The organism is Micromonospora sp. 050-3, assembly GCF_046549335.1.
GTDB classification, from domain to species: domain Bacteria; phylum Actinomycetota; class Actinomycetes; order Mycobacteriales; family Micromonosporaceae; genus Micromonospora; species Micromonospora trifolii.
The window spans coordinates 3,191,329-3,216,726 of sequence record NZ_JAJPVX010000001.1 but is presented as its reverse complement, the minus strand read 5'-3'; the positions used below and the strand labels follow the sequence as shown (position 1 = coordinate 3,216,726).

Here is a 25,398-nt window from a genome sequence, read left to right as displayed (position 1 = left end):
TGCCGAGTGGGGGCGACGTTGATGGATGTCGGAACGATGAAAGTTCTTACCGCCCGGACGCTCTCTCGATGGTGTTATGAAGAGAACGTTCAAGCCTACTACTCGAAGGCTCAGCAGATAATAGATCCAATCCCAGCTGTACTCGAAGGTAGGGAAGCGGCGGAGTACCTTGAAGCACAGGCAGCCAAGCTGGAGGCCTCCTGTCGCGCTCAGGTTGGCGTCTATCCCAGCAACTGGTGGCTCTTCTACCTACGGGTAATATCCCCGGTCATCTTTGGCTGTAACTCTTTCTCCTATGCCAGGTACCGTGGATTTGCCGAACGGGCAAGCGCCTATAGTGAAAGGCAGTGGCTCGCATTTCCGGGTACTGGCCACTTGAGCGAAGCTCAAGCTAAGCGCTGTATCCGTCTCGTCATAACAGCTGCCGTCGCAGAAGACGTGCGGGCGAACCTCAATCCCGTCTACCTGGGCGCTAGACTCGTGCCAAGCGTCGACAGACCCTTTGAGCTGGTGTCGTCAGACGCGGTGGATGAGGCGATGCATTTATTCGACGAGCAGGCGCGTCTGAACGATACCCATACCGGAGCGACGAGGATGGGGAATACGTATTTATCGTAGTTTAACCGGGCGCAGAGCAAGCGTTCGCAGGCACTCATGGCTATATCGATGCCAGTGCTTCTGCTCACCAAGCAGAAACTTGCCGCCAATCCAGAGGCGGAGATTGCCCAATTCGTCCCCTATATTCATTGTGCCGACAAGGAGCTTTCGTCGTTCCCCTGGAATGGTGGGCCGTCGTCCGGGGCCATGGAAGTGCGTTTGCTAGCTGGAGTCATGCGTGTTGCTTTGGCGGACGTCAGCATTTACAGCGGTCTGTGGCGGGTTCTTCACGAAATCGGGCTTGTGATGAGGCCAACCGATCGGTTGGACGACTACCTCGACAGAGTCTGTACCGAAGCAAACGGCTGGGGTAGCCGCATGTTTCCCGGTGATCTGCCGATCGCTGACAAGAGCGTGGCTCTTCAGGTGTTAACCAGGGTCGAGGGTGGCAGGTCCGGTCGGTATTTTGGCCCGGCACTTAGAGTGGGTTCGGACTACTTCTGCCTGGATCTCCTCGCAGCGACCCTGCGGCTGGAAGCGGCGATAGCATCAGTCACCGCCGGCGGTGGCGTCATTAGCGGGTATAGAGGTAAGTCATGGGAGGCCGTGGTTCAGGCGGCTATCAACAAAACCCAGTGGCAGCCCTTTGCGGCGGCTAAAACTTTGATTTCTAAGACGTTAAGGATCGGCGGGCGGGCCTTCACTGACGTCGACGCTGTTGCATGCCGTGGAAAATCGCTAATCGTTGTCAGTTGTAAGAGTTGGCAATTGAGTAATCGGTACGATGTCGGTGACTTTTCGGCAGTTCAGAATAAGGCGAAGGATGCCCTGAAGGCCGCCCGGAAGCTATACGAAGATATTATGAGAATGAGGGCGGGTAGCGGCATCAACAGCTTTAACTTCCGAGCATACTCGGACATCTCGGGTATCGTTTGTGTTTCCAGTCCGTTGCTCCTCTCCGCGGAGCATCGGGCAGAGTTGGACCGTCTGGCACCCGGCATTCCGGTTTTGACCCTCCCGGAAATGGTCGGGCACTTAAGTGGGAAAATCCCGAAGCAGATGGACCTCAGTAAATGGGGGGCGTTTGCGACTCTTTCGCGTCAGTCTTCTCTATTCCCAGGCGCGCCGATTGACGATAGCGCCGATTGAAGACTGCATGCACTGCTGACAACCCCAGCGACCGTGGTTGTCGGCCGTGCTAACTCGTCAAGCCCTGCCCGCGCTTCAACGGTCGCGGAAGCGCGGGCGACGATGAGCTATGGCGTTGCATCCACTTCGGAAGTCAGCTCTGTCCAATGATCCGACAGGATTTTCCTCGCGACGTTGGAGATGGCTGCGGCTGTATTTTCAGCCTTGCCTTCTACGACCAGTTTTCCGTGCGGTGAGCCATCTTTGATGACCCGAGTCTTCTTAGCTCCGGCCTTGTCAAGCTTGTTCCCAGTGATCTCGATCCAGTGCTTGCGGTAGCGCAGCCAATCGATCTTTTCTAGCCGACTCCGCAATTCATCGAAGCCGACTTCCACCGGTGGTGCAATCGCTTCTTTCGTTGCCTTAATATAGGCGGCCTCAGCTTCGGCGGACGTTGTGTGTTCGTCTCGTGCACCTTGCCCGATTGGTGTTGCCAGTGGCGCTATAACATCGCGACGGCAATCATGGTAGGCCAGCGCGATGGCTTTCAGTGCGAAAGCCCACCCATGTACATACAGCCTGCGGTAGGGTTCGCTATCCTTTGGCGTCGGATCGAGCCAGTGCGGGCCGAACTCCTCCTGTAGCAGCAGGAGAAACTCTCGGCAGTATGGCAGCAGGTGTTCAACGTGATAGTGCTTGATTTGCTCCGGCTTCTTGGAACCTCGAGAAATCACATTCAGTAGCATCTGGTCCATCGTTGAAAGGTCAACGATATTCTTGGTTGCAGTCTCGCTTGCTCCAACAGACCGCCCGTCCGCCAACCGTCCCTCGAAGATCGTATCTACGATCGCGCTCTGGCGAAGCCGTGCCAGCGCCGATGAGTTGTCCATAAGAGCAACGAGGTTCTTGTTTTTCTTCGAGCCGCGCCCATTGCGATCGGCGAAGCTTTGGCCGGCCTTGAGTGGCGTGACGTTCAATTCTATCTCTAGCGTGGTGCCGAAGTTGTCCAAGGCCCCGGCCTTAATGGCAACTCCTGCGGCTGCTGCCTGAAAAAGAGCCGCCGTTTGAGTCTGGCCGTCGGACTGCATCACGGGCTTTTTGGGTAGATACAGGATTCCATACAGCGCCATCGGGTTGCTTTCATCGAGGGCAACAAAGATTGTGTCCTCGAAGACCTCGCTAGATTGCCATCCGCTAACAGGTGGGAGGTAGGCCGTCCGATCTCCGCGAATAGCTTCCACATTGTACTGCTTGAAGTTGTGCAAATTCTCCTTCTTGGCACCCCTGAAGTCTTGCTGCGTCTGGTCGTGGGCAGTACGCATTCCGAGCGCTTCGTAATCTTCCAGCGGCGGGGCTGCTGGGTCATATCGCACAATTTCGATGAATTGCCGTAGTGTGGGGTGGAGCATGGCCGTTATTCGATAGTTGGGGGACGCCCCTTTGAGTGCAAGTACGGCTCCGTGAATCATGTGTCGCTTAGCCATCTCGTGCTGGAACTCGTACCGGAAAGCCTCGTAGATCGCTCGTTCTTCCGCGTTGCTCTGATAGCGAAGAAGCCTCAGGCCGCCGAATTTATCGTCGACTGAGATCTTGCTATTCGGGACGAGTGTAGTTTTCGGTATTACGGGGATCGTCATCGAGCATCCTTCTTGGTTGGTGGTAGGAGCGTCGCTAGTTGTGGAATCTGGGGAACTGCAAGCGGTTCGCGAATTCTCGGTATGCCTCCAGCTAGTCGCATCTTGTCTGGGAGTCGGACGACTTCGATGCCAAGGTTGAGTACTTCGATGGCAAGGTCTACCTCCGGTTGAACATCGAAGGCGGCGAGTACGCCGCGTACCCTCCGCCCAAAGGCGAGGTCCCGTCTCGCCAACGCCAGGTACGTGAGAATCTGCCCCAGGCCCTCGTAGCCAGCGCTGATCTTGAACTCCCAGATGCGAATGACGTCATGTCGGTCGATTGTCCGCATGTCCCCCCGGACCTTGCTGTCCTCGTAGGAGTGCTCCGTCTTGAGCAGTCGTTCGTCTGGTCTGAACTCGTCGAGGCGGGTCGCGTAGAGGTCCCGTATGCGGCACTCGTGCGCGTATCGATCTTCCCCTTGAGTCAAGATCTCTTCCAATCGTCCCACCGCATCGTGAAGATTTCGACGTTCATGGACGTTAGCAGAGATGTGCGACGACCTTCCGGACATGATGGAGTGTCGGGTGAGGAAGAAGCTGATTTTGGTGGCAGCGCTCGACGTGGAGGCAGGGGACCGCACGTCGTGCCCGGTGATGGGCAAGGTGATGTCCGCGCTTGAGTACGAGGATGAGGACGAGTGAGGGGTCCACGGGGGGACCACGGAGGGACCACACGCTATGCACGGTGCCGAACCCGGTGCTTGTGGCGTCACGTGAGGAACCCTCGCGAGAACGTGCTGGACTGCGACAACGCTTAACGGATCGTCCTGGGGGTCAAGGGGTCGTCGGTTCGAATCCGGCCGTCCCGACCGATTGACCTGGGAAGATGAAGATCATCCCAGGTAGCGGCGGTAACATCCGGTAACGGATGATCTTTGTTGGCGGTAACCGGGTAGACGGTTGGCTGCTGATCTGTTCGCTGTTAACCGCCCTGACCTGCCGCTTCATCTGTGTCCTGGATGAAGCGGCATTTGGTCTCTTGATTCCGCGTCAAGCGCTGCAGATGTTGCCAGCTGTCGCTACGTCGGGTGTTTCGACGAGCCTGGATGTAAGGCAGGATCGTCGGCGCTCCCTGGTTCTGCTTTTCACGAGTTGATCAGTGGACAGTGGAGCGGCTTGTCATCGCGTCGACAGCCGGCGGAGGGCTCTGTTGCATTGCCGGATCGGTGGCCACGCCGAGCCGCGTCAGCGGGCACTGGTCAGATCGCTCGTGCCAGTTCGGTGAACGCGGCGGCCACCCGCAGCGCGGGTGGGACGTCGAGTCCGAGTGCGTAGTGTCCGCGTCGGAGGTTCTGAACGAAGGCGTGTCCGGTGACGATCGTCTGGGCGGAACGGTCGGAACGTGGTAGAAAAGGTTGAACCGCAGGTACCAGCGGACCGCCAGGACAATCACCTCAGGCGGAAACCGGATCCCGGCGAATGCCGACGGCGGCGGGGACCAAGACCGACACGAGACAGCGACCTCACCGGCCCAGCAGACCACTGGGCAAGCTGGAACCGATCATGCTTGCGCCCGATGCAACAGAGCCGGTCCAGTTGACCACGTTCGACGGCTCGCCGCAGCACCGAGCGGGCCACGCTGCGCCGCGGGAATAGAAAGCGTCTCGGAAGGACTTGGCCACCTCCAGATCGTTCTGCGCATCGGCCAGCAGTGCACGCAGAGTGTCACCGACGACGGTAGAGGCCACCACTGTGGTGATTGATTGCAGCCGCGTCTTGAAATCCGCCGAGAGGTCTCCAGTGTCGGGGTAGGTGCCGTGCGGTTCGACCCGCTCGAGCAGGGCCTCGAGCATGACGTCGTCGCGGGAGGGCCACTGCATCAGTCCCGGTCAGTCCCAACAGAGGCAGGAACGCGTGCAGCATCCGAATGAGCCCGGTGGCGGGGTGCCGTTCGCCCGGGTTGTCCGGGACTCGGGCAACGGACGGAGCGTCTCTAGGACTACGTCGAGGCGATCAGGTCGGTGGCCACCACTTCTCACCCCGGCGTAAGTCCTTAGTCCTGCACGGGGCGGGTTTAGGGGCTGGTCGCCGTGTGCGAGCGCATGCGGTCACGCCTCGGAGTCGCGATCGCCGGATGTCTCCCGCCCGATCGGCGACGCGGGAACCTCCAGCGGCCGTCCCCGGCTCCGCAGCGCGTCAAGCAGCGCGACCAGGGCCAGCACTCCGGCCACCACGCTCAGCCCGACCATCGGCGCCCAGTGGGCCAACGCCGGCGTGAACAGCAGCAGGGCCACCAGGCCGATCATCCGGGACCGGGAAACCCGGCCGAAGATCTCGTACTCCAGCCGCATGCGGCCGGCGAGGAAGAGCACCGGACCGCCTACCACGAACAGAAGCCAACTGGGCCGCGGCGGCCCGAACGGATGGTCGATCACCAGCTCGTAGCCGACCGAGGTGACGAGCACGCTGAACACGAGCAGCAAATGCGTCCGTCCCGACGCCGTGCCCAGTCGGCCGGGCATGCCCGCTCGACCCAACGCGTCGCTCAGCAGCAGACCGGCGCGGTAGAAGTAGATCCGCCACAGCAGCGCGCTGGTGGCGAACGCGACCGCGAAGGCGGCTGCCCGCTCGGCCGAATAGTCCGTGCCGCTGTAAACCACGCCGATGACCAGAATCGACTCACCGAGTGCGATGAGGAACATCTGCTGGTGACGGTCGGCAAGATGCGTCCCCGCGATCCGCCAGCGGCTTACCTTCGAGGCCCCGAGCCACGGCAGCGGCCAGCCCAGGCCCCAGACGAGGTAGTCGACAGCAAGGGCGGCAGCCCACAGCGGCAGGCGAAGTCGGTCTGGGCCCACCGCGCCGCCCAGCCACAGCGGTGCGGTCACCGCAGCCCACACGGCAAACCGGAACCCCACCAGCCGTCGCGGATGGCCACGCAGTGCGGCGGCGAGCACCAGCGGCCGCACCACCATCACCATCACGTACGCGGCCGCGAACGGCAGCGCACGTTCCTCCATAGCGCGCGGCAGCGTCACCGCCATCACCAGGGCGGCGAACATGGTGCCGACCACGACGGCCTGGATGATCGGCTGCTCTGGTTCGTAGCGACTGGTGATCCACGTGGTGTGCGACCAGATCAACCAGAGCGCCAAGAAGAGCAGCAGGGTACGACCGAACCCTGCGACGAGTGCCCAGCCAGTGTCATCGCTCAGGTCGGCGAATCGTTGCGAGACCCGGGTGAGGGCCACAACGAAGGCCAGATCGAAGAAGAGCTCCAGGAACGTGGCACGGCCCGAACTCATCGGAGGGCGCAGCAGTGCCGCACCGCGCTCCGACGCCATCGTCCGCCTCCGTCCGCCCCCTGTCGCACCAACGAGCCGGCCACCAGAGGGGTTGTGTCAATCCAGGACGGCGTTTCCCTCACCCTCGGCGGTTGCCACCTGCAGCAAGGCCAGCGGGACATGGTGTTGGCCGGCGTGCATGTCGCGGTCGTGCAAGCTGCCCTGTGCCACGGGGGGCGGGAACGAGACCTTGACAACGTTGAGCTCGGCGATCCGGTAGATCTGGACGGTGTCCGCCGCGACGCCGTAGAGACGCGCGATGACCGGCGCGTCCAGGAACTCGGGATCGTCACTGCCGCCCAGCGTCATCGCCGCGCACGTCCCAGCCCGCAAACGGCACTCGTCGCACGGATCCGCGTCGAGCATGTCATCGGACACCTGAAGAACTGGCGGATCCTGGCTCGTTACCACGGCCGACGTGAACACTTCGACGCCACCATCCGCGCCATCGCCAGCCTGCTACCCGACCCCCAACACACGTACCGCACCGAGAACGCCACCCGGCCGCTCAAAGCCCTACCAGCCGCACCTTACCGCCGATGAGGTAAATGGCCCTCTCGGCAACCGTGCACGAGGTCGTTAGGGCACGTAAACGCTAGCAGCATTGCTGCCTTTCACCCTTGTCAAAATCACGGCCGCCTGAATGGACGTTTGGCCGACTCGAGCACCCAGGCACCGGCCGGTGCCCGGGCCGTAACCGGGTCGGTGATCGCGGCGTCTCAGAATGGCGCCCAAGGTCATCGTTCATCCACGCGCGCCATCGGCCGGATGCGGCCTTCATTCACCGACGCACGAAGCGCTGCCGAGGGCGGCTTCCATGATGCGGATACCCATCCTGGCAGCGGCCCCTCGGCTTATTTCTCTGAAGCGGTACTGATAGCGGCACGTTCGATCAGCGCGGCAACGGGTTCTGGCTTCGCTATGTAGGCCGCGTGACTGCCGTCGAGCTCGAGGACCGTCGACCCCGCACGTTCGGACATCATGCGTTGGGCTGGAGGTGGAATCATCGAGTCCTCTGTGGTGACCATGTACCAGCTGGGCTTGTTCTTCCACGCGGGCGCAGTTACCACCCCGGCGAGGGCGTCAACACCCCACCCAACCTGGCTATCGGCCATGAAGGCGGCGACATCTGGATCGACGTCCGCCGCGAAGGCCGCCGGGAACTTCGCCTTATCCAGGAATTGGAATCCATCCTGGGGCGGCAGGATCGGCGGTGGTGACACTCCGGGAGGGGGATCCTTGATCAACGCCGAGACAGATTCACCCTCGTCGGGAGCGAACGCGCTGATGTAAACGAGCCCGGACACCTTCGGGTCGTTTCCTGCCACGGTTATCACAGCCCCGCCATATGAGTGGCCCACGAGAGTCACTGGGCCATCCTGACTGGCGATCACACTCTTGGTTACGGCGACATCGCCTTCGAGAGAAGTCGTGGGGTTCTGTACAATGCTGACCTTGTAACCGTCCCGCCGGAGAATCTGATATACGCCCTGCCAACCTGACCCGTCCACGAACCCTCCATGGACAAGCACAATATTCTTCCCGCCGCCACCAGATGCTCCAGCCATTAAAAACAGCCCTTCTGGGAGATGTGTGGACCGCGTTGTCCACGCTGGCCAATGCCACAGGAGTTCTTGCTGCGAACGTCTTATCGCTTGAGGGCAGCGTACCGTCGGGCGGAGGGCTCGACGGTCGGTTCCGGGTGATCCGGTTTGCATAGTAAGCAAATCGGACGACCGTGCTCGTCTGACTCCGCAAACCACGCGCGGTCGGCGCCGTACTCCTCAGCCGGAAATGATCCACCGGCATCCGTAGCCGGGTGCGCCTGGGGCGTTCGGATGGTTAGTCTGCGCGGTTTAGCGTGATGGCGCTGTACAAAGGGGATGCTCGCCCACAGTGCTCGCAGTGTCGGGTGGTGCTGGACCTCCGACTCCGCTTCACCTATCGCACGGTCTCGCTCCAGGCCGGGCGGACTGAAGTCGAACCCGGTGTCCTGGACGTTGAGCTGGTCTAGGTCGGCGAGCGCGGGTGCGTCTGGGAAGAGCAGGTCCAGGCTCACCTGCCAGATTTCTGGCTGGTACCAGTCGGTCTCGGTCCACGTTTCCCGCACGTCGACGGCGAGCTGTCGGGTGAAGCTCAGGCTGGGAAGTCGGTCGTGCCAGCCCAAGTGCTGCCGCGCCGCGTCGCGGCTGCCCCCGGGGCTAGCAGGGGTCCATCCACCGTGAATGCCGATACCTCAGCTGCTGGCGAAGGCGCGTACACGGGTCAGGTATGAAGGGGCGGGCAACAGAGCTACCTGGACCCGATGTCAGGGCGGGTCCTTGACCGCTCGCCGTAACGAGTCCGGTAACGGCTCGTGGCTGACAGCCGAGGAGTGATTGACATAAGGCAGCAGAGGGCGTCACAAAGGGCTGCCAATCTGTCCGCATCTGCGGACGTATCAATCGGTTCTGGCATGCCGTGACAGAATCGTTGTGAAACTGGGGGTCAAGGGGTCGTCGGTTCGAATCCGGCCGTCCCGACAGAGGAAAAGCCCTGACCAGCGGAAACGCTGGTCAGGGCTTTAAGTTTGTCTATGGAGTTTTGAACCGGCCCCCGAAAATCCCCTATTTGCCCGGGGTCGACGACCAGGTTCGTCATCCCTGCGCATCGTTGGGCAATGTGTGTGTGGGACGTCGCCCGCAATCGGCACCGAGTCGCTCGAGCATGTCCGAGACGTCCGGGGCTTGGGCGGGCTTGGCAATGTAGTACGTGGCGGTGACCTCCTCACTGGAGTGTCCAAGCTGTGCTGCGGCGCTTTTCGTGTCGGTCTCTTCCTTGATGAGGGTGGCCACGGTCTTGCGGAAGGTGTGGGGGTGACCCAGGCGAGGTCGGTGTCGGCGCGGGCCTCACGCCACTGGCGGCGGACGTTGTTGGGCGAGAGCCAGTGCCGCGTCGGGAGGCGAAGATCGCGTCGTGGGGGTTGTTGGCGGCGATGAGCTTGCGGGCCATGATCACGCCGACGGCGAACCGGGGCAGCACGACCATTCGCCAGCCGGCGTCGCTCTTGGTCCAGGGTTGGCGGAAGAAGCCCTGGCCTTTGACGAAGACGAGCGTGCCGCAGATCGTCAGGGTGGGGCGTTCGGCGGCGAGGTCGAGGTCCTCCCATCGCAGGGCAAGGATCTCGCCGATGCGGGCGCCGATCCACGGCGGCTGCTCACCCCTCCTCACGTTCAGACAGAATGATCCTCGTGTCCCGAGGACACGCCCACCATCGTTTCGTTAGGGGTTCTTGGTGTTGGTGTCGATGGTGTAAACCACGTCTGGCCCGACGTCATGGCGGGTGATGCCGGGTACGTCGGGGATGTTAAGCAGTGGTTCGTACGGGGTGCCTTGGACCCGGTCGCGCAGCAGGACGACGCTGCGGATGCCGAGCTGGTGCAACCGATCCAAGGCCTGCTCGCTGGGGAAGGTCGCCATAACGTCGCGGATCGCCTGACGGTTGGGTGTGGTGTAGCTGGCCGCACCGTTGACCATGGTGGGAAAGCCGTCGGTCGACCAAAGTAGGACGTTGAGGTCGATGCTGTCGTCGGACGGCAATACCATGATGGGAGCGTGCGCGGAGGCTAGCGCCATCGCGGCCGGTTTGGCTGGGGTTTGGGGGTGGTTCAGGTCAGGTAGGCCCTCAGCTAGCACGAGGACCAGCAACGGAACGGTCAGTAGCCGTGCCTCTCTCACCGACCATGTCGGCTCGGCGCCCCTGCGAGCCACCTCGGCCAGGTGAGTAACCAGGCCGGCCGCGAGGATGGCCAGGCAGAGAGTGGGCCACAAGATCAACCGGCCTGGTGTACGGGATCCATCGAACCCGGGCACGTAAAGATAGAGCAGGCGGTAGATCGGCCCGTTCGTGCCCAGCGCGAACAACACTCCGACGACCGCCCCAAACAGCAGCAGAAGTCGTTGCACCGGTGACCAGCGGGATAGGAACAGGCCGGCGAAGGCCAGTAGATACAGTGCATACCCGCATAGCAGCACTTTCTCAGTCGGTGCGCCACCAAGAGCGGTGCGGGCGTCGTTGTGCAGGGTGCCCCAGGGCAGCGAGGACTGCGGAGCTACGAGAAGTCCGCGCAGTGTCGGGGAGAAAAACGCGACGTAGTCCCAGTCCCGGGTGACAGCTGGGTTGAGCTCGCGCACGTGTTGGTACGCGTATGCGAAGTATCCGGTCACCGCGGTGAAGACCAGCCCGCCGATCAGATCACCGACGATCAGCCGGCGGCTAAGGGGTGGGCGGTGGATCAGCCAGGCTGTCAGTGTGATCAGGCAGAGGGCGGCGAGAACGTATACGAATCCCAGCCCCACGCCGAAGCCTAAGCTGACCTGCCAGGCCGCAACCAGCCAGCCAGCGAACGCCCAGCCCGGCCGGACTCGTTCGGCAAGGTAGCCACGGGTGAACGAGAGTCCGTGGCCGCGCGCCAGCATCGCCAGGGCCAGAGTGATACCACCGGTGGAGAGAATATTCAAATGGCCGTCGTGGCCGTAGCGCCAGGGCGCGTAGGCGAGGGCGGCCCCGGCTACCGCGGCGGCGACCTTATTCGCGCCAAGTTGGCGCAGGAGCGCGTAGCCGCCGAGAAAGGCGAGTGCGAAAGCCAGCACGAACAGGATGTTGTAGCGCAGCACGGCGCCGACTACACCGCTGCCTATCAGCCCTGCCGGGGCATAGCCGAGCAGGGTGTCGTTCAGGGCTAGGCCGTACTTGTCGGGATAAAAGGCGTTGGTATCCCACAGGCCACGCAGACCGTGGGTGAGTGCGTGGCCACCCCATCCCACCAGCCATGCTTGGGCCGTCGGGTCAGCCGCGTCACCGACGATGGTGTGGGCCGGGTCGGCGATCGGCACAGTCTTGGCGCCGGCAGTCATCACGCGAATCGCGTACGGCGGAATCAGCCAGATCATCGCGACAGCGAGGAGCACCGAACCGAGGCCCGCGATGCTCAGTTCCCGCCGATGGGCCCCACGTGTCAGCCAATCCCTCGTGCCTCGACCGGCGCGCGCGAGTCGGCCATTTTTTCCAGGCTCGCTGAGAGTGACGGCTGATGTGGGGCCTCCTGCCGGTGGCTCTCCCTGCGTCATCACATCAACCCTCACTTTAGAACCGCCGCAGTAAATCATGAGCAGGGCGACGCATAGAGTCAAGACATCGATCAATGCCGTTCCGGTAGCCGGGACTGCTCGCGATCGCGGCGGTGGTTTCGGGATCGAGCCGCGTCGTGGAGATCGTCGAATGGGCCGCCGACCTGCCGGAGCGGTGTGGGAGCGTCCCGGTGCAACCCGCGACGCGTTCACCGGTGTCCGGCGGGTGCCTGACGACAGCACCCTGTCCCGGGTACTGACCGGTATCGACGCTCCTGCACGTCGCCCATGAGTGGACCGATCTGCGAGGGGTCCCTTCCGACACACAGCGGCGCGATCACGTCGTCGATCGCCGTGCGGGTCACCGGCAGGCCGACGAACCCGAAGGACTCACCCCAGGCTTCCAGCCCGTCGTCGGTGGTCACCCGAGTCAACAGCGTGTCCACCACGTTCAGGCCTCTCGGGCCCAGGCCGAAGCCGCGGACTCCACACCGCGCTTGAACGGAATACGCAGCGGAAATGTCTTGATCTCGGCGATGGCCACGTTGGCTCCCATGAGCCATTTTCATCGTGACGGTGGAGGTCACGGTCGAAGATCGAGGACAGCAAGGGCGTCTTCGACGACACGGTGGATCTCGACGATCTCGTCGACGAGGCGAACAAGTGCCCGTGCAACGGACCGAACAAGGACGGCGACTTCGAGTGTGAGGCGAAGGCCGACAAGCCGGTCGGCCGGACGTCGAAGGACAGTGGTGCAGAGATCACGAGTTGTTACCTGGTGGTTCAGGACAGGTGGGGCGGCGTGCGAACGAGGTACCCGATTCCCTGCAAGGACTGACGACCGTAAGGTTGGCCGGCCGGGGTGTGTAATGCCCTGGCCGGCCAGTTCGTGAAGGAGGCGCGGCGGTGGGGCTCGATGTGTATCTCGAGAACCAGGTGCACGAGCAACGCTATGCCGGCGTGGAAGCAGGCTCCTCGCTGCAACGCCTGGTGGCGGCGAGCGACCGGGAGCGGCACCACCTGGTGTCGAGGATCGATTCCTACGGCGACACCATGATCAACCTGATCCAGCTGCCGCAGCTGACCGCGGAGCTGGACGAGATCGCGAGCCGCAAACCGGAGCTCCGGGTCGACGTGCAGGCGCTGAGGGCGCTCATCGAGGAGGCGACCCGGGCGCGCGGATATCTCTGGATCTCCGGTGACTGAATCCGCGAGGCAGTCGATTTACTCGCCGCAGCCGCCGACGATCTGGACACCGCGATGGAAAGGATCCGCAGCCTGGCGTACGCGATCCTCGACGGCACCCTGATCCTGATCGACCGGGTCGCTGATCAGAAGCCCTACTACTCCGGAAAGCGCCGACGTCACGGCATGAACGTGCAGGTCATCGCGGACACGGCCGGCCGGCTGCTCTGGGCCTCCGCGGCGCTGCCAGGCTCTGCCCACGACCTGACCGCGGCCCGCACCCACGGCATCATCGACGCGCTGAGCAGCGCGAACGTGATGACCCTTGCCGACAAGGCGTACCACGGCGCCCGCGGGAGCATCCGCACGCCGTTCAAACGCCACCGGTGTCGGCCGAAACTGTCCCGCCGACAGAAGGCTGTCAACCGCGCCCACGCCCGCATCCGCACCCGGGGTGAGCGCGCCAACGCCATCCTCAAAACCTGGAAGGCCCTGGTCAAGCTACCCTGTTGTCCCCGCCGCGCCACTGCGATCGTGCAGGCCATCCTTGTGCTTCAGCACGTCGAAGCCAACCGCTACGCAGGATGAAAATGGCTCCATGTTGACCTGACCAGCGGAGAAACGGTGGAAGCGGCCTCACTGTTTCCGCGGATCGTTGCGGGCGTCGACGTACTCCAGGGAAATGGGACCGATTGCGGTCACCTGCGTGACGTACTCACCAGATTTCGCCCAATGAAAATGGGGGGTTCCTCCTGGCAGCACCACGACCGCGCCCGGCGGGTAAGCCTGCAACTTCTCGTCGCCGAACTCATCGCCCAGACCAACGTAGAAAATCCCGGAGACGACCGTGTAGACCCGGTCTTCCTGGTGCCGGTGCGGCATCAGTCTCTCGCCCGCAGGCAGCTTGACCCGCACCACGAAAGGCTCAGGCTTCGATGCATCACCCACCACGACGGCGAGACGGGCCGCCGGCGGGAACCCCGTGAACGGCTGCGATGTCAGGCGCGAGGGGTCTTCGGGGGACGGCGATGGGTTTCGAGGGTGTCGGCCGTGTTGACGAGGGTGAGCACTACGGCGGTCGTGACCAGGACCGCCAGGCCGGGCAGCAGGGACCCGAAAGGGACTGCCACTGCCAGCACCAGCGCTCCGGCCAGCCGGCGGACGGACAGCAGCCCGAAGGCCTCGCGCTCGGCCCAACTCTGTGCGAGGAGGAACAGCGCCGCTCCGCCGAGCATGATGACCGCCAGAGGCATTCCACCTCGATCGGTGGGGTGGGCGATGACCAGCTCGAATCCGACTGCGGTCGTCAGCACGCTGGCGACTGTAACCAGGTGGGTGTAGGTCGACGACTCGCCGAGTCGTCCCGGGGACTGCGCGACGCGGATTGCCTCGGGCAGCATGTGGCCGGCGCGGTGGAAGTAGATCCGCCAGAGCAGCACGGTGACGACGAACGCTATCGCGAAGGCGGCGACCTCGGCGACGGTGGTGAGTTGGTTGGCGCTGGAGGTCAGGCCGATGATCAGGATCGACTCGCCGAGGGCGATCAGGAATACCTGTTGGTAGCGCTCGACCAGGTGGACCCCGTTGAACTCCCACTGGTTCACCCGGGAGGCGCCGCGCCGGGGTATCGGCCAGCCGGTGACGAACCCGACGAACTCGATACCCAGCGCGATCGCCCAGACCGTAGGGCGAACCTGCTCGCCCACCACGGCGCCGACGAGCCAGGGCACGGCGGCAACCGCCGTCCAGATCGTGATCCGGGTGGTCACCTTCCGCCGCGGATGGCCCCGTAACGCCAGGGTGAGCAGGAGCGGCCGGCCGAGTTGGATGGTCACGTAGGTGCCCGCGAAGGCCACGGCCCGGCTGCCGAACGCGTGGGGCATGGTGATGGCCAGCATCAGCACGCCGAGCATGATGATGATTACCAATGCTTGGACGAATGCCTGCTCGGGGTCGTAGAGGCTGGTGACCCAGGCGGCCAACATCCAGATCAACCAGAGCGCCAGGAAAAAGAACAGCGACTCGACGCCGCCCGCCACCACGTCGCGTTCCGGTTCGCTGGCGGTCACCTCGCTGATCAGCCGCTGGGAGACTCGAGTGAGGGCGAAGACGAAGGCCAGATCGAAGAAGAGCTCGAGGAACGCCGCCCGGGATGACGCACGCGGATCCCGCAGAAGCCGTGCCGTCCACACGTCCGACATTCTGGACACCCCTCCGGCACTAACGATCATCCGGACTTCGGGTTGCTAGCGGAGGCCGTGGAGCCGGTGGCAGCGCGGCCGAGGTTGGCGCCGCCGAGGTCCGGAGAGTCAGCTGCGCTCAACCGGCGGGGTCGCAGGGGCCAGGTCCATTTCTTCTCCACGTTGGACACCAGCACCAGCACCGGCATCGTCCTGGCCCAGGTCACCATCGCCGCGAAGTCGAGCGAGATCCCCGCGTTCGCGCCGCTGCTCGACGCGGTCGAACAGGTGCTGGGCAGCCTGACCGGCTGCTGATCATCGCCGACGCCCTGCACACCGCCCACCGCGCGTCGACGCCGCATTCTGCGCACCGGCCGTGTTGGACGAAGACTCCGGAAGAGGTCGTGCGCCAGGCAATACGCCGGGAACCCATTGGTCGGCTGCAGCCGGAGACCTCGTGATTGTCGGATGGGGATACGACGCATAAGCGGGGCGTGACGCGGGCACAGGGCAGCGGACGGTCCGCAGCCACAAGACCTCCGCCGCCGGCACCACTGCTACTTCGGCGGTCGTACCACGAGCGCACGATGAAGGACTTCATGATGACCGCTACCGCCCACGAAGTTGCCGAGACCTTGAACCGGGCGTTCGACGAGCCGTCCATGACGATGACGATCCTCCTCGCCGACGTCATCCCGGCGCTCGCTGAGTTCGACCAGGAGGCCACGACTGCCGCCGACCCGGACAGCTACCGCGACCGGATCGTTCTGAACGACGGCAGCATCATCCTGTATGACCCCCGTACCGAACGTTGGACTGTCAGCAGCACCGACGAGGTCGCCGCATCCGACCAGCGACGCCTGACGTCACCTTGAGGAGATCTTCGAACGCCACGGGCGATGGCGAAGCGTTGCGTCTGCAATGCGTGTGGCCAGGTCGAAGAGCCTCACCGAGGTGCTGCTCGCTGACGAGGGTCGACGACCCGCTGAGCCATTGGGCTGACCGCCGGTGCTCGACCGGGCCCAAGGCTCAGACGTCGCCGTGACCGCCCCGGACGATAGGTAGGTCCGTGGGGAACGCGGCCCAGATGTGCTTGGCGTGCTCCGTCAAATACCAGCAGACCTCTACTGCCGGCGAACGAGCGATGTGAGCCCTCGGCCCCCGACGTCGGTGACCTCGACGGCGGGCGGCTCGGGCAGAGGCTTCTGGTCCTGATCTGCGACGTCGACGATGATGACGCCTTCCGCTTGTAACAGGCGCACCACGGCCGGCGGTCGGCCGTGACGCAGTGGGTTGCTGGTCTGGACGCATCCGGTGCCTGTTCAAGGCGTAGTGGGGTACGGGAGGTGCCTACTGATCGTCGCAGATCTGCTGGTGGGGTCGCGTATCCCAGGACGATCTCGCGATCCGGTGTCCATGCTTGATCGCGCATATGCTGCGACTCGTGAGTGAGAGGGCGACGAGCGGTATGGATCTTGACGAGGTGTTGCTCGCGGTCGAGAAGGCTGCCCCGGTCGACGCGGTTCAGGCGGTGACCCGCAGCATCGGGGTGAACCTGGATGCGTCATGGGTGTCGTTTCTCGTGGCGGACATGAGTGGTCGTGCCCTGGTACGGCTAATCCACGTCCCGATCGGAGGCGTGTCCGGCGGTCGTCGGCAGGACCAGGATGCCGCGATGGTGCTGCCGTTCGACGGTGGCCCTCAGGAGCAGGCGCTGCGCGCGCAGCAAGTCCTGGTTGAGTCCGTCGGTGACCAGTTCGTGGTGCGGGCACCGGTCACCCAGCGCGGGGAGGCCATCGGACTGTTGGAGATCGCGCTGTCGGCGGCGCCGAGTGACGCAGCTGTGCAGCGGGTGTCGCGGGCCGCCCACACGCTGGCATTCGTGGTGATCGCGAATCGTCGGCACACCGATCTGTTCGAATGGGGCCAGCGAACGACGCCCTTCACCTTGGCTGCGGAGATTCAGCGGCGGCTGCTACCCGAGGCGTTCACCTGCGAAGCCGACTCGTTCACCCTGTCGGCATGGCTGGAACCGGCAGCCAGCATCGGCGGGGACACCTTCGACTACAGCCTCGCCCGCGATCTGCTGCATCTGAGCATCACCGACGCCGTGGGCCACGGTGTGCACAGCGCGCTCACCGCGACCCTGTGCGTCAGCGGGTTGCGCAACGCTCGCCGTCGCGGCGGTGCCCTGCTCGAACAGGCAGAGGCCGCGAACCAGGCAATCATCGACAACACTCCGGCAGCATCCACCTTCGCTACCGGCCTTCTCGGCCGCCTTGACCTGTCAACCGGCATCCTCGATGTTGTCAACGCCGGGCACCCCGCACCGATCCTGGTCCGCGACGGGGACGCGCAGCCCCTGGCGCTGACAGTGAATCGGCCTTTCGGTGTGCTGCGTGACAAGCCCTACCGGGCGACCCAGCTCCCGTTGCGGCCCGGGGACCGCCTGGTCCTGCTCACTGACGGCATGTTGGAACGAGGTGCCGCCGAGCTCGACCTGTCCGCACGACTACCGCACCTGACCGAGCTGCACCCCAGAGAAGTTGTCCGGGTCCTCGGCGATCTCGTCCTCGACATTGCCGGCCCTGTCCTGCCCGACGACGCTTGCCTCCTGGTCCTCGACTGGCACGGCGGCCACGGCGACACCCGCTCCACCGCCGCGGGTGCCGACCCCCATCGAGCCAGCACTGCCCACCGCGAACCTGAGCCGGATGTACCGGCTGGTGACTGACGCGGGGCTGTTCGGAGAGGCGACCTAGGCGCCCGCGCCCGCGCTCGCCGCGCTGCGCCGGCCGACCCTGGCCGTCTTCGGCACTGACGACCCACGGGTCCCGGCGACCGAGAGCTCCGAGCTGTTTCGGCGTACGGTGTCCGCGCCACTGTCGGTGTGGCTCCTGTCGAGGCGCATTCCCTGCGGCTGCTCAATCTGCAGGGACGGCTGGCCGACTCCCTGGTTCCCGGCTGTGCGGATCTGGTCGGCCCGGACCGTCGCCACCGTGACGCCGGCCAGCGCCACGATCAGTCCGGTCCCAAAGGCCACATGGTACGGCCACGAATGGGTGCCGATGGTGAACCACGGCGGGGGAGGTGTTCGTTGACGAGCAGGCTCGCGAGCCAAGGGGCGCCGTAGGAGCCGAGCACGCAGCCGGCGGTCGAGGCGAGCACACTCACCGCTGCCGCCTCCATGAACATCATGGACTGTCAGCGTCGCTACGATGCAGCCGCATTTTGCAGCGTGCCCCGCCGACGATCAGGTTCCCTACACGGTCGATCTCGGTGAGCCTCTGCAGGACAGAACGTTGGTGGATGGCCGCTGTCTGGCTGACGGGGAAGCGGCAACGACGTCCTTCTGCGCCACTGGCCCCACGCGCTTCAGGCCGTAATGCCCATCTGGGCGCGTCTCCCCTGGCGTCCCGCAACGCACTGACATGCCGCGTCGCGCGGTTGTCGCCTCGCGATCATCAAGCGTCGTCCGAGGCCACGACGTCAAGCGTTACCCGGCGCAGGACAGCGAGTGCCGGGCTCCACTTGATCCGTTACACATCAACTTCACTTGAAGGGTGACAGTTGGCCGGCTCTCTCCGCGTTCGGCTGTCACGTTGCGTAACTGGCGTGCCGCCTATCGCCGGGGCAGGCGATCCTCGACACCGGTCGAGACGCGCGATCGGCGGCAGAAGAGTGTGTCGACGGCTCCACACTCTCGCGGCCGTTTGTGATCAGTGTGCAACGACGACGGTGCGTACGACGCCATCAGCAGGTCTCGGATGCTCGGTCGAAAGCCTAACCAGATCACACCCGGTAGTACTGCACGACGCAGAACTCGTTGTCCTCGGGGTCGGTCATGACGAGGACTGCGCCCTCTTGGTAGTCATGCCGTTCACCTGTCCACCGCCCGCCCAACATCCCGATCCGATCGACCGCTTCGTCAACGTCGGTAACGGCGATGTCGAGGTGTAGTCGCGTCTTGCCGGCCTTGGGCTCCGGGACCGGCTGGAATGTCAGCACCGGGCCGCCCCCGGCGACAGTGACGCGCCGCCAGCCGGGAAGAGACTCCGTCACGCGTCCTCCAAGCACCACGGACCAGAAGTCAGCCAGTCGCTGCGGATCCCGGCAGTCGACCGTGACTCCGACAAGTCGGCCCAGTGTCTCCACGACACCGACCATAGCGACGGTGTGCAGCCCGCTCCCACTGGGGCGCACTCATCTCGGCAGAAGCGGATGCCTGACACACCAGCCGTCGTGGACAGTCGGCGTCACGGTCCGTATCCGGCATGCTCAAGGCCGTGTGTAACCCAATAACTGAAGTCACCGTGTAACGCATCAAGCAGAGCACGACAGCGCAGGACACCGAGCCGCCGGCAAAGTTTCTGTACGTCTTCAAGGCGGCCCGCAGCGGGCCGCACGCGCCGCCGCCTAGGCGCGCGTCCGTCACTCCGCTGGCGCAGCGTCACATCGTTTGGACCAGCGATGGCCAAGAACTTTTACTTGTAGTTGTTGAGCTGCATGTCTGAGCCGCACCCGACCGCAACATGAGTCCGTCCGTGGAGCCGCCGGAGGCAGTCGATGATGCTCCTCTCTCAGCGGTTCCGGCTGGGGCTGTCCCGGTTGCCGCGACCTGCCAGGCCGTACGCGACGGCCCCGATCAGCAGCCCGACGATGGCTCCCATCAGGCCGGTGCCCAGCGCCGAGTCTCCTGCCTCGTACCCGTCGCCGCCCAACCAGCCCCAGAGCGCCCCACCGAGCGCTCCCAGGACCAGGCCGACCAGCGGGAGGCTTTTCCTCATACCCACCATAATGATGTCCCCGCCAGCGGAGGGCTAGCGTCGCCCGCCGAGGAACGCGCGTGCGATTGGCGCGCCCGGTCCGTGCCCGACGCAGCGGCCAACACGGGGCACACCGTTACCCAGCCGGTCCTGCAATCGATGCCCTGTAGCTGTGTCTCGCGTGACGTGACTACCCACCGTACGAATCAAGGCGCTTCCCAAGCTAGTGCTCTACCGTCCCACCAGCGGTCAGGGCTGCTGCTGGGCTCGCCTCGCCAAGACGAAGTCCGCATAGTCATCCCCGGCAACCCCGTGGTTGACCCACCGATTTGGGTTCGCCTCGGTGTCCTGCTCTGCCAGCCACAGTGCCTCGGCCGGGTCTTGAAAGTGGCCGATCGCGCGGCCGTAGCCCGTGTCGTCTTCGTCTTCGGGGTCGAGGGGCGGGAACGCGGACAAGTCGTGGTAGTCCTCGTCGTCCAGGTCCTGTACGTCATGGACGGACACGTTGTACCCGTCCTGCCAAGGCCAGACCGCAACCCAGCGGATGCCTCGCTCGCGTCCCAGGGTGATGGGTCCGACGAACTGCTCAACGCCTTTCCTGCGGGCGAGTGCGCCGAGGACGAACGGCCGGGTGAGGTGACGCATGCTGGGAGGCTATCCCGGCTGCGCATGAGTCGAGCTGGGTGACTAGCTGAGTGACGACCGGCACCGACATCGGCGGACAGCCGTGGACGCCTGAAGACTTCTCTCGCCGCTCACCTGCCGTAGGGGAGCAGGTCGGGCAGTTGTGTTGGTTGCCTGGGGATCAAGGGGTCGTCGGTTTGAATCCGACTGTCCCGACGGGACAAAGGGCCCTGACCAGTGGAAACGCTGGTCAGGGCTTTAAGTTTGTTATGGAATTTTGAACCGCCCCCCGAAAACCCCCCCGATTACCGGGGTCGCAACCAGGTTTGTCATCCATACGCATCGGTGGACAGGGCGGGTGCGGGAGGTTGCCGCCTCCCGTGGTCGGTGCCCAGTCGCTCGAGCGCCAGCGGCCTGCTGCCGGGCATCTCCGCCACGCCCCTCGCCCCGCAGGGCAGCGACGACCGGATCCAGTCTGTCGAGAAACAGTCGGTCTCGATCTCGTCGCGCACGAGCGCGTGGATCATCTCGTCGCTGCCACCTACCCGACCGGGGCGGACTTCGGCAGTCGGATTTCACGGCGGTCGATGAAACCGTTGTTGGGCGATGACGAATCTGTTAGCTTTTCCAAACCTCGATGAGAGAGCGCTCTCCCGAGGGTAGAGGTCAAAGAAGATGACGGCGCTGCACCCCCGACCAGGCACCGTCAACAGCCGCCCACGTCCACCCGACCCCACCCCCACCCCCCATCACGGCGCCGCGCGACCTTCACATAGGCGCGACGTGGCGACGACCCTCCATCGCCGGGACAGACGCGGCACCGCTATGCGCGCGTCCCGGGACCTACCCACGCGGCGCCGCCTACCGCGGCCACGTTCGAGACGTGATCGGCGCACGTTTCGGCTGCTTCCTCACGAGAGGTAACCAACCGATCATGATTCGCAGAGTGCTGCTAATCGTCGCTCTTGTACTGGCCGGGATGGGCGTCAACGTCGCCCCGGCATTCGCGGCCGACTTCTCGGTGCTGGTCTTCAGCAAGACCGCGGGGTTCCGGCATGACGCGATCCCCGCAGGGATCAGTGCGATCCAGCAACTGGGCGCGCAGGGCAACTTCACGGTCGAGGCGACCGAGGACGCCGCCCAGTTCACCGACACGAACCTGGCCAGGTTCAGAGCGGTCATCTGGCTGTCCACGACCGCCGACGTGCTCGACTCGACCCAGCAGGCCGCGTTTGAGCGCTACATCCGCGCCGGCGGCGGCTATGTCGGCGTGCACGCGGCCTCCGACACCGAATACGACTGGCCCTGGTACGGCAACCTCGTCGGCGCCTACTTCTCCAGCCACCCCGCGATCCAGCCGGCCACCGTCCGCATCGAGGACACCGCCCACCCTTCGAACGCGGGCATCCCGGTGAACTGGAACCGCACCGACGAGTTGTACAACTACCGCACCAACCCCCGCTCGCAGGTGCACGTCCTCGCGAATCTCAACGAGGCCACGTACACCGGCGGCACCATGAACGGCGACCACCCGATCTCGTGGTGCCGGCCCTACGACGGCGGCCGCTCCTGGTACACCGGCCTCGGCCATACCCAGGAGAGCTACACCGAGGCCAACTTCCGCACCCACCTGCTCGGCGGCATCAGGTACGCCGCGCAGAACATCGGCAACTGCTCGGTGCAGGCTCCCGTCGGCACGTTCAACCAGGTGAACCTGGCCAAGGGCGTGGCGGAGACCGGTGAACCGATGGGCCTCACCGTGCTGCCCAACCGGGGTGTGCTGCACACCTCGCGGAACGGCGTCATCCGGTACACCGACGTCAACGGCAACACCAAGATCGCCCTGACGCTGCCGGTCTACAGCCACGACGAGGAGGGTCTGCAGAGCATCAAGGCCGACCCGAACTTCGCCAGCAACCGCTGGGTGTACGTCTACTACGCGCCGCCGCTCAGCACGCCGGGCGGCGACGCTCCGTCCACCGGCACGGCGGCGCAGTTCGCCCCGTTCAACGGCTCCAACAAGCTGGCCCGGCTCACTGTGCGGGACGACAACACGATCGACCCGGCCTCGCTGGTGACGATCCTCGACGTGCCGACCAGCCGTGGGCTGTGCTGCCACGTCGGCGGTGACATTGACTTCGACGCCGCCGGCAACCTGTACCTGTCCACCGGTGACGACACCAACCCGTTCGATTCGGCCGGTTCCGCGCCGCTCGACGAGCGGGCCGACCGCAACCCCGCCTACGACGCGCAGCGCACCTCGGCCAACAGCAACGACCTGCGCGGCAAGGTGCTGCGGATCAGGCCGGGTGCGACGGGCGGCTACACCATCCCGGCCGGCAACATGTTCGCCCCGGGCACGGCGAACACCAGGCCCGAGGTGTACGCCATGGGCTTCCGCAACCCGTTCCGGATGAGCGTGGACAAGGCGACGGGGGTCGTCTACCTCGGTGACTACGGCCCCGACGCCGGCTCTGCCGACCCGCAGCGCGGGCCGGCGGGCACCGTCTCGTTCGAGCGGATCACCCAGCCGGGCTTCTACGGCTGGCCGTACTGCTCCAACTACAACACCCCCTACCAGGAGTTCACGTTCCCCAGCGGGCCGTCGTCCGGCCCGTACAACTGTGCCGGTGGGCCGACGAACAACTCCCGGAACAACACCGGCATCACCACGCTGCCGCCGTCGCAGGCGGCCTGGCTGCCCTACGGCGGGCAGGGGCCCTGGCGGCCCGAATTGGGTGGGGGCGGGCCCATGGGCGGTCCGGTCTACACCTTCAACCCGGCGCTGGCCTCCGACGTGAAGTTCCCGGCGTCGTACAACGGGAAGGTCTTCCTCGGGGAGTTCACCAGTCGCTGGATCAAGGCGGTCACCCTGAACGCCAACGGCACGGCCGGCGCGATCGAGCCGATCCCGTGGTCCGGGACCGCGATCATGGACATGGAGTTCGGGCCTGACGGCGCCCTGTACGTGCTCGACTACGGCACCACCTGGTTCGGCGGCGACGCCAACTCGGCCCTCTACCGGATCGAGTACAACACCGGCGGCAACCGGGCACCGATCGCGCAGATCAGCGCCACCCCGTCCTCCGGCGCGGCGCCGCTGGCCGTGCAGTTCAGCTCGGCGGGTAGCAACGACCCGGACGGCGACCCGATCACGTACGCCTGGGACTTCACCAGTAACGGCAGCACCGACTCCACGGCGGCCAACCCGACGTTCACCTACCCGGCGAACGGCGAGTACACCGCGACGCTGACGGTACGGGACCCCGGCGGCAGAACCTCGACGGCCAGTACCGTCATCGGGGTCGGCCGACCATCCATCCAACTGATCACACCCGCCGACGGATCCGTGTTCCAGTTCGGCGACCTGGTGCCCTACGAGGTGAGGGTCACCGATCCGAACGCCGGCACCATCGACTGCAACCGGGTCCAGCTCAACTACATCCTCGGCCACGACAGTCACGGTCACCCGATCACCAGCAAGAACGGCTGCACCGGGTCCATCCAGACCACGGTGGACGGTGAACACGACGCGTCCGCGAACATCATCGGGGTGCTCGCCGCGGTCTACACCCCGGTCAGCGGGGTCGCGGTCCAGGACCAGCACGTGCTGCAGCCGCGGACCCGGCAGGCCGAACACTTTGGCACCATGAACGGCGTCCAGCTCGCCGCCAAGCCCAGCGCCCACGGCGGCAACGCCATCGGGTACATCGAAAACGGTGACTGGATTTCCTTCACGCCGTACAACCTGGCCGGCGTCACCGGTATCAAGGCGCGGGTCGCCTCGGCCGGCGTCGGTGGCACGCTGACCGTGCGGGTCGACTCACCGACCGGCCCGGTGGCCGGCACGGTGCAGGTCGCCCCGACCGGTGGCTGGGAGACGTGGGCCGACGTCACCGGGACGATCAGCCCACCGGCCGGAACACACCAGCTGTACCTGGTGTTCACCGGCGGCGCGGGATCGCTGTTCGACATCGACGACTTCACGTTCACCTCCGGCACCACGCAACCGCCATCGGGGAACCTGGCGTTGAACAAGCCGGTGACGGCGTCGAGCACGGAGTCCGGCGCATTCCCGGCCTCGGCGGCGGTCGACGGTTCGCTGACCACCAGGTGGGCGAGCACCTTCAGTGATCCGCAGTGGATCCAGGTGGACCTCGGCCAGTCGACCTCCATCGACCGGGTCAAGCTGACCTGGGAAGCGGCGTACGGCTCGGGGTACCAGATCCAGACGTCAGCCAACGGGACGACGTGGACCACGGTCCGGACAGTCACCGGTGGCGACGGTGGGGTGGACGACAACACCGCGCTGGCCGCCACGGGTCGTTACGTGCGGATCAACGGTACGGCCCGCGCCACGGCCTGGGGATATTCGTTGTTCGAGTTCGAGGTCTACGGGGGCGGCGTCGTACAGCCGCCCTCGGGCAACCTGGCGTTGAACAAGCCGGCGACGGCGTCGAGCACCGAGGCGGTCGCCTACCCGGCCTCCGCTGCGGTCGACGGTTCGCTGACCAGCAGGTGGGCGAGTGCCTTCGCCGACCCGCAGTGGATCCAGGTGGATCTCGGTCAGTCGTACCCCATCAACCGGGTCAAGTTGACCTGGGAGGGGGCGTACGGCTCGGGGTACCAGATCCAGACGTCAGCCAACGGGACGACGTGGACCACGGTCCGGACGGTGACCGGCGGCGACGGTGGGGTGGACGACAACACCGCGCTGGCCGCCACGGGTCGTTACGTGCGGATCAACGGTACGGTCCGCGCCACGGCCTGGGGATATTCGCTGTTCGAGTTCGAGGTCTACAGCTGATCGGGTAGACCGCGCACGATGGGGCGCAGGGACCTTCGAAGG

Annotated in this window: 21 protein-coding genes and 1 pseudogene; 10 read left to right on the top strand and 12 right to left on the bottom strand. The window is 64.8% G+C overall.

Going from position 1 to position 25,398, the window contains the following annotated elements; translation table 11 throughout:
* Nucleotides 1-21: 21 nt before the first annotated feature.
* Nucleotides 22-618 (top strand): hypothetical protein, encoded by a 597-nt coding sequence (locus ACLJOK_RS14705; protein WP_410819115.1) that lies wholly within the window; start codon nucleotides 22-24, stop codon nucleotides 616-618.
* 48 nt (nucleotides 619-666) lie between these two features.
* Nucleotides 667-1,746 carry a hypothetical protein gene (locus ACLJOK_RS14700; protein ID WP_410819113.1) on the top strand — a complete coding sequence of 360 codons (1,080 nt, stop codon included), beginning with the start codon at nucleotides 667-669 and terminating at the stop codon, nucleotides 1,744-1,746.
* Nucleotides 1,747-1,853: 107 nt separating this feature from the next.
* Here ACLJOK_RS14700 and ACLJOK_RS14695 read toward each other — a convergent pair whose 3' ends face one another.
* The 6 genes from ACLJOK_RS14695 to ACLJOK_RS14670 all read right to left on the bottom strand — a co-directional run bounded on the left by ACLJOK_RS14695 (nucleotide 1,854) and on the right by ACLJOK_RS14670 (nucleotide 8,253).
* Entirely contained in the window at nucleotides 1,854-3,362 is a 1,509-nt protein-coding gene (locus ACLJOK_RS14695; protein WP_410819112.1) for a hypothetical protein, read from the bottom strand.
* Complete coding sequence (locus ACLJOK_RS14690) at nucleotides 3,359-3,841, bottom strand: hypothetical protein (protein ID WP_410819110.1); 483 nt, start codon at nucleotides 3,839-3,841, stop codon at nucleotides 3,359-3,361. The genes ACLJOK_RS14695 and ACLJOK_RS14690 overlap by 4 nt, the downstream gene beginning before the upstream one ends.
* A 1,023-nt stretch (nucleotides 3,842-4,864) precedes the next feature.
* Nucleotides 4,865-5,194 (bottom strand): TetR-like C-terminal domain-containing protein, encoded by a 330-nt coding sequence (locus ACLJOK_RS14685; RefSeq protein WP_410819108.1) that lies wholly within the window; start codon nucleotides 5,192-5,194, stop codon nucleotides 4,865-4,867.
* Nucleotides 5,195-5,449: 255 nt separating this feature from the next.
* Entirely contained in the window at nucleotides 5,450-6,685 is a 1,236-nt protein-coding gene (locus ACLJOK_RS14680; RefSeq protein WP_410819106.1) for a low temperature requirement protein A, read from the bottom strand.
* Between the two features lie 57 nt (nucleotides 6,686-6,742).
* Nucleotides 6,743-7,111, bottom strand: a complete 369-nt coding sequence (locus tag ACLJOK_RS14675) for a DUF4387 family protein (RefSeq protein WP_410819104.1) — start codon at nucleotides 7,109-7,111, stop codon at nucleotides 6,743-6,745.
* Nucleotides 7,112-7,539: 428 nt separating this feature from the next.
* Nucleotides 7,540-8,253, bottom strand: coding sequence for an alpha/beta fold hydrolase (locus ACLJOK_RS14670; RefSeq protein ID WP_410819102.1), 714 nt, complete (start codon nucleotides 8,251-8,253; stop codon nucleotides 7,540-7,542).
* A 1,387-nt stretch (nucleotides 8,254-9,640) separates the two neighbouring features.
* Here ACLJOK_RS14670 and ACLJOK_RS14665 point away from each other — a divergent pair.
* Nucleotides 9,641-9,910 (top strand): hypothetical protein, encoded by a 270-nt coding sequence (locus ACLJOK_RS14665; protein WP_410819100.1) that lies wholly within the window; start codon nucleotides 9,641-9,643, stop codon nucleotides 9,908-9,910.
* 36 nt (nucleotides 9,911-9,946) lie between these two features.
* Here the strand turns inward: ACLJOK_RS14665 and ACLJOK_RS14660 are convergent, their stop codons facing one another.
* Nucleotides 9,947-11,617, bottom strand: a complete 1,671-nt coding sequence (locus ACLJOK_RS14660) for a hypothetical protein (RefSeq protein WP_410819098.1) — start codon at nucleotides 11,615-11,617, stop codon at nucleotides 9,947-9,949.
* 805 nt (nucleotides 11,618-12,422) lie between these two features.
* On the opposite strand from ACLJOK_RS14660, the gene ACLJOK_RS14655 reads away from it, so the two are divergent.
* The 3 genes and pseudogenes from ACLJOK_RS14655 to ACLJOK_RS14645 form a co-directional block, all read left to right on the top strand.
* The gene (locus ACLJOK_RS14655; RefSeq protein WP_410819096.1) at nucleotides 12,423-12,632 is read left to right on the top strand and encodes a hypothetical protein; all 210 of its coding nucleotides are present in this window, start codon (nucleotides 12,423-12,425) and stop codon (nucleotides 12,630-12,632) included.
* Nucleotides 12,633-12,700: 68 nt separating this feature from the next.
* Nucleotides 12,701-13,000: a hypothetical protein gene (locus ACLJOK_RS14650; protein WP_410819094.1), complete on the top strand. Its 300-nt coding sequence runs from the start codon at nucleotides 12,701-12,703 to the stop codon at nucleotides 12,998-13,000.
* Nucleotides 13,001-13,567 (top strand): annotated as a pseudogene (locus ACLJOK_RS14645) (transposase family protein); the annotation flags it as partial.
* Nucleotides 13,568-13,615: 48 nt separating this feature from the next.
* Here the strand turns inward: ACLJOK_RS14645 and ACLJOK_RS14640 are convergent.
* Together ACLJOK_RS14640 and ACLJOK_RS14635 are read right to left on the bottom strand one after the other, a co-directional pair.
* Entirely contained in the window at nucleotides 13,616-13,894 is a 279-nt protein-coding gene (locus tag ACLJOK_RS14640) for a cupin domain-containing protein (protein ID WP_410819092.1), read from the bottom strand.
* Between the two features lie 83 nt (nucleotides 13,895-13,977).
* Nucleotides 13,978-15,180, bottom strand: coding sequence for a low temperature requirement protein A (locus tag ACLJOK_RS14635; RefSeq protein ID WP_410819090.1), 1,203 nt, complete (start codon nucleotides 15,178-15,180; stop codon nucleotides 13,978-13,980).
* A 162-nt stretch (nucleotides 15,181-15,342) separates the two neighbouring features.
* On the opposite strand from ACLJOK_RS14635, the gene ACLJOK_RS14630 reads away from it, so the two are divergent.
* The 3 genes from ACLJOK_RS14630 to ACLJOK_RS14620 all read left to right on the top strand — a co-directional run bounded on the left by ACLJOK_RS14630 (nucleotide 15,343) and on the right by ACLJOK_RS14620 (nucleotide 17,893).
* On the top strand, nucleotides 15,343-15,474 hold the full coding sequence (locus ACLJOK_RS14630) for a hypothetical protein (protein WP_410819088.1): 132 nt from the start codon (nucleotides 15,343-15,345) through the stop codon (nucleotides 15,472-15,474).
* Between the two features lie 272 nt (nucleotides 15,475-15,746).
* Nucleotides 15,747-16,034: a hypothetical protein gene (locus tag ACLJOK_RS14625; protein WP_410819086.1), complete on the top strand. Its 288-nt coding sequence runs from the start codon at nucleotides 15,747-15,749 to the stop codon at nucleotides 16,032-16,034.
* Nucleotides 16,035-16,603: 569 nt separating this feature from the next.
* Complete coding sequence (locus ACLJOK_RS14620) at nucleotides 16,604-17,893, top strand: PP2C family protein-serine/threonine phosphatase (RefSeq protein ID WP_410819084.1); 1,290 nt, start codon at nucleotides 16,604-16,606, stop codon at nucleotides 17,891-17,893.
* A gap of 1,058 nt (nucleotides 17,894-18,951) precedes the next feature.
* Here ACLJOK_RS14620 and ACLJOK_RS14615 read toward each other — a convergent pair.
* From ACLJOK_RS14615 to ACLJOK_RS14605, 3 genes are all read right to left on the bottom strand, one after another.
* On the bottom strand, nucleotides 18,952-19,314 hold the full coding sequence (locus ACLJOK_RS14615) for a VOC family protein (protein WP_410819082.1): 363 nt from the start codon (nucleotides 19,312-19,314) through the stop codon (nucleotides 18,952-18,954).
* Nucleotides 19,315-19,739: 425 nt separating this feature from the next.
* The gene (locus ACLJOK_RS14610; RefSeq protein WP_410819081.1) at nucleotides 19,740-19,946 is read right to left on the bottom strand and encodes a hypothetical protein; all 207 of its coding nucleotides are present in this window, start codon (nucleotides 19,944-19,946) and stop codon (nucleotides 19,740-19,742) included.
* Nucleotides 19,947-20,174: 228 nt separating this feature from the next.
* Nucleotides 20,175-20,570, bottom strand: coding sequence for a hypothetical protein (locus ACLJOK_RS14605; protein ID WP_410819079.1), 396 nt, complete (start codon nucleotides 20,568-20,570; stop codon nucleotides 20,175-20,177).
* Nucleotides 20,571-21,483: 913 nt separating this feature from the next.
* Between ACLJOK_RS14605 and ACLJOK_RS14600 the strand changes: the two genes are divergently transcribed.
* Entirely contained in the window at nucleotides 21,484-25,356 is a 3,873-nt protein-coding gene (locus ACLJOK_RS14600) for a ThuA domain-containing protein (protein ID WP_410819077.1), read from the top strand.
* Nucleotides 25,357-25,398 lie beyond the last annotated feature (42 nt).

Coding starts and splice junctions, on each gene's coding strand:
- ACLJOK_RS14670 (WP_410819102.1), bottom strand. CDS start 8,253: ATGGCTGGAGCATCTGGTGGCGGCGGGAAGAATATTGTGCTTGTCCAT.
- ACLJOK_RS14680 (WP_410819106.1), bottom strand. CDS start 6,685: ATGGCGTCGGAGCGCGGTGCGGCACTGCTGCGCCCTCCGATGAGTTCG.
- ACLJOK_RS14700 (WP_410819113.1), top strand. CDS start 667: ATGCCAGTGCTTCTGCTCACCAAGCAGAAACTTGCCGCCAATCCAGAG.
- ACLJOK_RS14660 (WP_410819098.1), bottom strand. CDS start 11,617: ATGATCTGGCTGATTCCGCCGTACGCGATTCGCGTGATGACTGCCGGC.
- ACLJOK_RS14685 (WP_410819108.1), bottom strand. CDS start 5,194: ATGCTCGAGGCCCTGCTCGAGCGGGTCGAACCGCACGGCACCTACCCC.
- ACLJOK_RS14610 (WP_410819081.1), bottom strand. CDS start 19,946: ATGAGGAAAAGCCTCCCGCTGGTCGGCCTGGTCCTGGGAGCGCTCGGT.
- ACLJOK_RS14625 (WP_410819086.1), top strand. CDS start 15,747: ATGAAGGACTTCATGATGACCGCTACCGCCCACGAAGTTGCCGAGACC.
- ACLJOK_RS14605 (WP_410819079.1), bottom strand. CDS start 20,570: ATGCGTCACCTCACCCGGCCGTTCGTCCTCGGCGCACTCGCCCGCAGG.
- ACLJOK_RS14600 (WP_410819077.1), top strand. CDS start 21,484: ATGATTCGCAGAGTGCTGCTAATCGTCGCTCTTGTACTGGCCGGGATG.
- ACLJOK_RS14705 (WP_410819115.1), top strand. CDS start 22: ATGGATGTCGGAACGATGAAAGTTCTTACCGCCCGGACGCTCTCTCGA.
- ACLJOK_RS14635 (WP_410819090.1), bottom strand. CDS start 15,180: ATGTCGGACGTGTGGACGGCACGGCTTCTGCGGGATCCGCGTGCGTCA.
- ACLJOK_RS14695 (WP_410819112.1), bottom strand. CDS start 3,362: ATGACGATCCCCGTAATACCGAAAACTACACTCGTCCCGAATAGCAAG.